Raw genomic sequence first — 8439 nt, forward strand, 5'->3', positions numbered from 1 at the left:
TTACACAAATAAAAGGATTAACACTACGTTAAGATTTCATCACAACTATAAACTTGTTGTAGTCGAACTCCTTTTTCAGTTTGTACTACAGTAACTATTTCATTGTGGGCATCATGCTCTAAAAACAAATAGTATTCTTGGTTTGCGGCTGTAGTCAATAATTTACTCTTTTCCGGCATTGTCAATAATGGTCTGGTATCATATCCCATCACATACGGAATTGGAATATGCCCGGCTGTAGCCAATAAATCGGCGCAAAAAACGATGGTTTTACCTTTATATTGAATGTGCGGAATCATCTGTTTTTCGGTATGTCCATCTACAAAAAAGATTCCAAATCCTAATTCAGATTTTTCAAGAAAATCACCTTCAGGTCTTTTTATAAAATGCAATTGACCACTTTCTTGCATGGGCAAGATATTCTCAGACAAAAACGAAGCTTTCTCCCTCGGGTTTGGTTTTGTAGCCCATTCCCAATGATTTTCGTTGGTCCAAAATTTAGCGTTTTTAAAGGCTGGTTCGTAACCCGTTTTGTCTTTATTCCATTGTACACTTCCACCACAATGGTCAAAATGCAAATGCGTCATAAACACATCCGTAATATCGTCGCGGTGAAAACCGTATTTTGCCAAAGATTTATCTAAAGAATGAGAACCCCATAAAGAATAGTATCCGAAAAACTTATCAGATTGTTTGTTTCCCATTCCGGTGTCTATCAAAATCAAGCGATTTTCCTCTTCAATTAGTAAACAACGTGCCGCAATATCAATGAGGTTATTGGCATCAGCAGGATTGGTTTTGTTCCAGATGGTTTTGGGAACCACGCCAAACATAGCACCGCCATCTAATTTAAAATTACCCGTTTCTATTGGATATAGTTTCATAATGTATCAAAATTGTAAGCTCTAAAATTAAGCATATTTATTGATACCGAACTAAAAGTATGTAAAAACAAATTGCACCCAAACCAATACACAACTGATGCGCAATGGTTTAAATGCAATTTGATTTTAGATTATTTTTTTAATTGTTGAAATAACTGTTGCAGCTTACTGTTTGCCTCAACTTGCTGCGGAGTAGATTTAACCAACTGTCTAGTGGTTGCAATGCGCTGCTTTGTAACAGGGTGCGAACTTAAAAATTCTGGGATAATAGAATCACCTTCGTCTTGTAGTCTTTTAAATAAATTCAACATTCCGTTTGGATCTACTTTGTTTTTGACAACAATCGCGAAACCTTCACGATCAGCTTCTTGTTCGAACTCACGAGAAAACGACAATGATTGAAAACTATTTACGTTATCACCTATTGTAGCCATGATTCCATTGGCATCACCTAAAATTGCGGAGATAAACAAATAACCAGACAAGTTGCGACAAAGCATTTTCATCGAATGGCGATTGTTAACGTGCGCGGCTTCGTGGCCTAAAAGTGCAACTAACTCATCGTAATTTTGCATCTTGTCTACAATTCCGGAATATACCACAATGGTACCATCAGGCAAAGCAAAAGCGTTTACAATATCCTCTTCAACAAAAATGAATTTCAATTTCTTTTTATTGTTCAGTTGTAACTCTTTTGCGAAAGCGTTTAAGACTTTAGATTTATCCGAAGCTACATCTGAGAACAGTAAATTATCGCTGATAAACGTTCCGCTCATGGTATCATCAAAACTCTCAGGAATTAGCGCTACTGATTTTTCGCCCACCCACGGAATCGCGTAAACATAGGTCAGGCCAATTAAACCCAAAATCACAAGTCCCAAAACAAGATGAAATTTCATGCCCGATGCTAGCATTTTTTCGTACCAACCTATTTGCTTGTTTTCTTTACGAAATTTTAAAATAGCAGCTGCAAATGTAGAGTCTGTGATTTTTAAAATTGCTATGCCGTCTGGTTGCTGTTTTTGCAATTGTAGGGTTGTGCCCACGTTTTCAAAACTCAGTTCACCCAGCAACCAGCGCTCTACTGTAGCTGTTTCGGTTTGAAACTGAAGAACACCATTTAGTGTGTTCAAAACAATAGTTACTGCTTGCGGGGCGGCTGACTTGCCATCAAAATAAATTCCTGCGGCTTCTTGGTTCATATTTTAAACGATAAAATCCATATCTAAAAAGTCACTCACGTCTTCGCCGGTAGCATCTTTATAGTTTTCTTCGGTTTGGTGTAATGTATTCAAATCAATGTTACCGTCTAATTGAATGTGGTCAAAAATAAATTTCATGGTACGCGTCACAACCCAAGAGTAACCCAATCCTAATGTAAACACAATTAGCAACATATTAATTACGATCAGGCCAATAAAATCAGCACCACTAGCAGTCGATGTAAACTCGATACGTTTATCATCTTTATGCAAAGACAAATTGTTCACATAGTATTCAAAAATTTCTTTTTGCCACCAGAAGGAGTAAATTCCGAAAGTAAAAATTGTCAAAAAATATCCTTTGATATTCATTAATAAATAATCGCCACCATCTCCATCATAATTCATCTCGGCATCACCAAAACGAATATTACCGATAACGTATCTGCGTAAATTCATTTGAAACCACGAGCTGTATATCCCCAAAGTAATAATTGTAAAGAAAACCCACTTGAAAAAAAGTTTAACTAATTCTGCTTGATCACCTCGGTAACCAAAACGAATTCCTCTCCATGTGGTGCGGGACATTCTGTAACGGTACGATCCGTGAATGGCCAATGGCATAATAGCAAAAATCCCTAAATAAAGAACCAAAATACCAATACCTTGATGACCTAAGTAGGTAAGTGCACCCATTATTCCAAACAAAACAGCAAAGACTAATAAAGCTTTTAAAAATCCTTTGAACATCTCTTTACCCGTTCCATGAAAAGCAAAGGCATCATCATTTAAAGTGGTTTGACCGAATAAAAATTGTAGCGTTTTGGCCTTAGCCCATGGATAATAAAGTCCTAAAGTAACGATAGTTAAGAGCCAATTGACAATTACGATACCGAAAAAAGTCTCCCCTTTTCCTTTAAAATCGAGTTGATAGTGCATTTTGCTTGGTACATTTTCTTCCATAAATAGTTTTTTTTGTTTGTTTGTAAGTTATAAAGCGTTAAAAGTAATATAATAAAATTAAAATGCGCAAATAACTAAATTCTATTTTTGCATTAGTTATAATAATGTTATCAATTATGGAAAAAGTATTTTAAACACTATCTTTGCGTTTAATTTAGACAAAATCAATATAAACATGATAAAGGTATCTGACACTGCCAAAAAGAAAATTATCGACTTAATGCAAGACGATGGTTTTAATGCTGCTACAGATTATGTACGAGTAGGTGTAAAAAGCGGCGGCTGCTCTGGATTGTCATATGATTTAAAATTTGACAAAAACAAAGGAGACGATGATAAAATATTCATTGACAACGACATAACTATAGCGGTTGAAAAAAAATCTTTTCTATACCTAGCAGGAACTATTTTAGAGTTTTCTGGTGGATTAAACGGAAAAGGTTTTGTATTTAACAATCCGAATGCAACAAGAACTTGCGGTTGTGGCGAGAGTTTCTCTCTTTAAATTTAAAGATTGAAAAATTAAAAGATTAATGAAAGCATGGCAAAATCATTTGAAGAATTTGATGTTCATAAAAAAGGTGTTGTCTTGACCAAATTAGTTTTTCAATTATTAAATAATAAATCTTTAGAAAAGGAATTTGGTTTTAAAGACCAAATAAAAAGAGCTGTAGTTTCGATTACAAATAATATTGCCGAAGGTTCAGAATACAACAGTAATAGACAATTTACAAGATATTTAAAAATCTCCAAAGGCAGTTGCGCTGAGGTTAGAAATATGTTGATATTAGCAAGAGAGTTAGGTTTTTGCAATCAAGAGGAGATTCAGATAGGTTATAATTTAACAATTGAAATTTCTCAAAACCTTTCTAATTTTATTAAATATTTAGACACAAATAATAAAGGTTAATGTTCAATTTTGAATCTTTAAATCTTTAAATCTTTAAATCACAATGAGTAAATACACAGAAGACGATTTAAAAATCGAACTCGAAAATAAAGAATACGAATACGGATTTTATACCGAGTTGGAAGCCGAAACGTTTCCTATTGGTTTAAATGAAGATATTGTTCGTGCCATTTCACTTAAAAAAGAAGAACCACAATGGATGACCGATTGGCGCCTTGAGGCTTTTCGTGCTTGGGAGCAAATGGTAGAACCAGAATGGGCTAACGTACGTTATGAAAAACCAGATTTTCAAGCCATATCATACTACTCTGCACCAAAAGCAGTTGATCCTAACAAAACATTAGATGATGTAGATCCGGAACTTTTGGAAATGTACAAAAAGTTAGGTATCTCTGTTGATGAGCAAAAAATGATGAATAATGTGGCCATGGATATCGTAGTTGACTCGGTATCAGTTGCAACAACATTCAAGAAAACATTAGGCGAAAAAGGAATTATTTTCATGAGTATTTCTGAAGCCATTAAAGAATATCCAGAATTAGTTCGCAAATATTTAGGAACTGTAGTGCCACAAAAAGACAACTTTTACGCTGCCTTAAACTCGGCCGTATTCTCTGATGGATCTTTTTGTTACATCCCAAAAGGCGTTCGTTGCCCAATGGAACTTTCTACTTATTTCCGTATCAATCAAGCCGGTACCGGACAATTTGAAAGAACCTTACTTATTGCTGATGAAGGAAGCTACGTATCATACCTTGAAGGTTGTACTGCTCCTAGTCGTGATGAAAACCAATTACACGCTGCAGTAGTTGAGCTGATTGCTCTTGACGATGCCGAAATAAAATATTCAACCGTACAAAACTGGTATCCTGGTAACAAAGAAGGAAAAGGTGGTGTGTATAATTTTGTAACTAAAAGAGGAATTTGCGAGAAAAACGCAAAAATTTCTTGGACACAAGTAGAAACTGGCTCAGCAGTAACTTGGAAATATCCATCGGTAGTTTTAAAAGGGGATAATTCAGTTGGTGAGTTTTATTCAATTGCGGTAACTAATAATTTCCAGCAAGCTGATACGGGTACTAAAATGGTTCACCTTGGTAAAAACACTAAATCGACTATTATCTCGAAAGGAATTTCAGCTGGAAAATCACAAAACAGTTACCGTGGTTTGGTTCGAATTAGTGCCAATGCCGAAAATGCTCGTAATTTCTCGCAATGCGACTCTTTATTAATGGGGAACAAGTGTGGAGCACATACATTTCCGTACATTGAGAGTAAAAATCCAACGGCGAAAATTGAACACGAGGCTACGACAAGTAAAATTGGTGAAGACCAAGTTTTTTATTGCAACCAACGTGGTATTCCAACTGAAAAAGCAATTGCATTAATTGTAAACGGTTTCAGTAAAGATGTATTGAATAAGTTGCCAATGGAATTTGCGGTAGAAGCACAAAAATTATTGGAAATTTCTCTTGAAGGTTCGGTGGGATAAGAAAATGTTTAAAGTTTAAGGTTTAAAGTTGAGCAACTTATCACTAACTTTAAACCTTAAACAAAAATGAATGGCGACAATAACTAGGTTTGAAGATTTAGAAATTTGGAAAGAGGCTCGACGACTGGCCAAAGAAATTCATATTATTGCTGTAGAATCAGATTTAAAAAATGATTTCAGATTTAAGGATCAAATAAAAGCATCATCTGGCTCAGTAATGGACAATATTGCTGAAGGTTTTGAAAGAAACGGAAATTTAGAATTTAGACAATTTTTATCTATCGCAAAAGGATCCGCTGTAGAAACACGATCTCAATTATACCGCGTTTTGGATTATAATTATAATCAGTGAAGAAAAGTTTGAAATTTTAAAAACTGACTTCGAAAATTTAAGTGGAAAAATAAACAATTTTATATCATATTTAAACAAGAAAGATTTTAAAGGCACCAAGTTTCAGTAAACACGAGAACTTTAAACTTTAAACCTTAAACAAAAAAAACATGTTAAGTATAAAAAATTTACACGCCTCAATAGGTGACAAAGAAATATTAAAGGGAATTAACCTTGAAGTAAAAGCGGGAGAAATTCACGCGATAATGGGACCAAACGGTGCTGGAAAAAGTACCCTTTCGGCGATTATTGCAGGAAATGAAAATTATGAAGTGACCGAAGGAGAAATCTTTTTGGATAACGAAGACATTTCAGAATTGGCTCCAGAAGAAAGAGCACACAAAGGTGTTTTCCTTTCGTTTCAATATCCTGTTGAAATCCCGGGTGTTTCAGTAACTAACTTCATGAGAACAGCTATCAACGAAACGCGTAAAGCAAACGGTCAGGAAGAAATGCCTGCCAACGAAATGCTGAAAGTGATTCGTGAAAAATCAGAATTACTAGAAATTGACCGTAAATTTTTGTCACGTTCTTTAAACGAAGGTTTTTCGGGTGGAGAAAAAAAGCGTAATGAAATTTTTCAAATGGCTATGCTAGAACCAAAATTAGCCATCCTTGACGAAACCGATTCTGGACTAGATATTGATGCTTTGAGAATTGTTGCCAATGGTGTTAACAAACTAAAAAGCGATAAAAATGCTATAGTGGTGATCACGCATTACCAAAGATTACTTGATTACATCGTTCCTGATTTTGTTCACGTTCTGTACAACGGAAAAATTGTAAAATCTGGCGGTAAAGAATTGGCGCACGAGCTAGAAGAAAAAGGGTACGACTGGATTAAACAAGAACAAGAAGCTTAAAATTTTGTTTGAAGTTTAAAGTTTAAAGTTGCCTCATGATAACTTTAAACTTTTAAACCTTAAACTTTAAACAATATAAAAATGGATTTAAAAGAAAAATTAATATCGTCTTTTATGGCTTTTGAGGAGCGCGTTGATGTTCACACTGAACTACACGACTTGCGTACCGCTGCCCTAAAGAACTTTGAAACCAAAGGTTTCCCAACTAAAAAAGAGGAAGCATGGAAATATACATCGCTTAACGCAATTCTTAAAAATGACTTTACCGTTTTTCCAAAACAGGAAAACGCAGTACAATATTCTGATGTAAAAAAATACTTTTTACATGAAGTAGATACCTACAAAGTAGTTTTTATTGATGGTGTTTTTAGTTCGCATTTATCAGCTACAACTCACGAAGGAATTGATGTTTGCTTACTTTCTTCTGCTTTGACAAAACCAAAATACAAAACCGTTATTGACGCGTATTTTAATCAAGTTGTCAACAAAGAAGAAACGTTGACTTCATTAAACACGGCTTTCGCCAATGAAGGAGCGTACATCAACATTCCGAAAGGAAAAGTGGCAGACAAACCGATCGAAATCATGTATTTATCGACTGGTAATGAAGCGGCAATGCTAGTACAACCGCGTAACTTGATTGTTGTGGGCGAGAACGCGCAAGTGCAAATCATAGAGCGTCATCAAAGCTTGAACGAAAATGCAGTATTAACCAATTCGGTTACTGAGATTTTTGCACAAAAAAGAGCCTTTGTAGATGTTTATAAAATTCAAAACGATAACGAAGCTGCTAATTTAGTTGATAACACATATGTATCTCAGCAAGAAGAAAGCAGTGTTGCTGTAAATACCTTCAGTTTTGGAGGAAACATGACTCGTAATAATCTTAATTTTTACCATTTCGGAGAGCATATCGTAAGCTACTTGAACGGAATTACCATTATTGGCGATAAACAGCACGTAGATCACTACACATTGGTTCACCACGCTACTCCTAACTGTGAAAGCCATCAAGATTATAAAGGAATTTTTAATGATAAATCGACTGGTGTATTTAACGGAAAAATCTTTGTAGAAAAAGAAGCTCAAAAAACAAATGCTTTTCAAAAAAGCAATAATATTTTATTGAGCGACAAGGCTACCATCAATGCTAAACCGCAACTAGAAATTTTTGCTGATGATGTGAAATGTTCTCATGGTTGCACCATCGGGCAATTAGATGAAACAGCATTGTTCTATATGCAACAACGCGGAATTCCTGTTAAAGAAGCCAAAGCTTTATTGATGTACGCATTCTCTAATGCAGTAATCGAAAGCATTAAAATACCAGAATTAAAACAACGCATCACCAAAATCATTGCCAACAAACTTGGTGTAAAAATGGGATTTGATTTGTAGTTTTAACCACAAGCTTCGCTATACACAAAGGGCGCAGAGTTTTACAACTTTGCGCCCTTTCTATTTTTACTTCTTGTGATTAATAGATGAAATTATCCCCTTCATGATTTCATTAAAATTAAATTCTGGAGATTCTTTTAAACCCATTCGCACCACAACTAAGTCAAGTGACGGAATAATCAAAATCATTTGACCTTGATAGCCACTACAAAAATACATATCCCTTGGAACATCTTGAAAGGTGCCACTAGCATTAAGCCAAAAATGAGCACCATATTTTCCATCTGAGGTATTCGTAGGTGTTGCGGTGTATTTTGCCCAACCTTCATTAAAAAT

8 protein-coding genes and 2 pseudogenes are annotated in these 8439 nt (G+C 35.1%); 6 read left to right on the top strand and 4 right to left on the bottom strand.

Going from position 1 to position 8439, the window contains the following annotated elements; genetic code table 11:
* Positions 1–23: 23 nt before the first annotated feature.
* From KBJ98_RS02985 to KBJ98_RS02995, 3 genes are all read right to left on the bottom strand, one after another.
* Positions 24–884 carry an MBL fold metallo-hydrolase gene (locus KBJ98_RS02985; RefSeq protein WP_210788189.1) on the bottom strand — a complete coding sequence of 287 codons (861 nt, stop codon included), beginning with the start codon at positions 882–884 and terminating at the stop codon, positions 24–26.
* 131 nt (positions 885–1015) lie between these two features.
* Positions 1016–2086 carry a M48 family metallopeptidase gene (locus tag KBJ98_RS02990; RefSeq protein ID WP_210788190.1) on the bottom strand — a complete coding sequence of 357 codons (1071 nt, stop codon included), beginning with the start codon at positions 2084–2086 and terminating at the stop codon, positions 1016–1018.
* A gap of 3 nt (positions 2087–2089) precedes the next feature.
* Positions 2090–3049: a YjgN family protein gene (locus KBJ98_RS02995; protein ID WP_210788191.1), complete on the bottom strand. Its 960-nt coding sequence runs from the start codon at positions 3047–3049 to the stop codon at positions 2090–2092.
* Between the two features lie 175 nt (positions 3050–3224).
* Here KBJ98_RS02995 and KBJ98_RS03000 point away from each other — a divergent pair, with 175 nt between their 5' ends.
* From KBJ98_RS03000 to sufD, 6 genes and pseudogenes are all read left to right on the top strand, one after another.
* Complete coding sequence (locus tag KBJ98_RS03000) at positions 3225–3554, top strand: HesB/IscA family protein (RefSeq protein WP_166132709.1); 330 nt, start codon at positions 3225–3227, stop codon at positions 3552–3554.
* 36 nt (positions 3555–3590) lie between these two features.
* A complete protein-coding gene (locus tag KBJ98_RS03005) occupies positions 3591–3959 on the top strand; it encodes a four helix bundle protein (RefSeq protein ID WP_166132708.1) in 369 nt (122 codons plus the stop codon).
* A 43-nt stretch (positions 3960–4002) separates the two neighbouring features.
* On the top strand, positions 4003–5451 hold the full coding sequence (gene sufB, locus KBJ98_RS03010; protein ID WP_210788192.1) for a Fe-S cluster assembly protein SufB: 1449 nt from the start codon (positions 4003–4005) through the stop codon (positions 5449–5451).
* Between the two features lie 70 nt (positions 5452–5521).
* Positions 5522–5912: pseudogene (locus tag KBJ98_RS03015) on the top strand (four helix bundle protein).
* A 40-nt stretch (positions 5913–5952) separates the two neighbouring features.
* A complete protein-coding gene (gene sufC, locus KBJ98_RS03020; RefSeq protein WP_210788193.1) occupies positions 5953–6705 on the top strand; it encodes a Fe-S cluster assembly ATPase SufC in 753 nt (250 codons plus the stop codon).
* A gap of 81 nt (positions 6706–6786) precedes the next feature.
* On the top strand, positions 6787–8103 hold the full coding sequence (sufD, locus tag KBJ98_RS03025; protein ID WP_210788194.1) for a Fe-S cluster assembly protein SufD: 1317 nt from the start codon (positions 6787–6789) through the stop codon (positions 8101–8103).
* A gap of 66 nt (positions 8104–8169) precedes the next feature.
* On the opposite strand, the pseudogene KBJ98_RS03030 reads toward sufD, so the two are convergent.
* Positions 8170–8439 (bottom strand): annotated as a pseudogene (locus tag KBJ98_RS03030) (serine hydrolase); the annotation flags it as partial.

It is taken from the genome of Flavobacterium erciyesense (assembly GCF_018069925.1).
GTDB classification, from domain to species: Bacteria; Bacteroidota; Bacteroidia; order Flavobacteriales; family Flavobacteriaceae; genus Flavobacterium; species Flavobacterium erciyesense.

Excerpts from the sequence above, each read along its gene's own strand:
- KBJ98_RS02985 (WP_210788189.1), bottom strand. The coding sequence starts at position 884 with ATGAAACTATATCCAATAGAAACGGGTAATTTTAAATTAGATGGCGGT.
- KBJ98_RS02990 (WP_210788190.1), bottom strand. The coding sequence starts at position 2,086 with ATGAACCAAGAAGCCGCAGGAATTTATTTTGATGGCAAGTCAGCCGCC.
- KBJ98_RS02995 (WP_210788191.1), bottom strand. The coding sequence starts at position 3,049 with ATGGAAGAAAATGTACCAAGCAAAATGCACTATCAACTCGATTTTAAA.
- KBJ98_RS03000 (WP_166132709.1), top strand. The coding sequence starts at position 3,225 with ATGATAAAGGTATCTGACACTGCCAAAAAGAAAATTATCGACTTAATG.
- KBJ98_RS03005 (WP_166132708.1), top strand. The coding sequence starts at position 3,591 with ATGGCAAAATCATTTGAAGAATTTGATGTTCATAAAAAAGGTGTTGTC.
- sufB (WP_210788192.1), top strand. The coding sequence starts at position 4,003 with ATGAGTAAATACACAGAAGACGATTTAAAAATCGAACTCGAAAATAAA.
- sufC (WP_210788193.1), top strand. The coding sequence starts at position 5,953 with ATGTTAAGTATAAAAAATTTACACGCCTCAATAGGTGACAAAGAAATA.
- sufD (WP_210788194.1), top strand. The coding sequence starts at position 6,787 with ATGGATTTAAAAGAAAAATTAATATCGTCTTTTATGGCTTTTGAGGAG.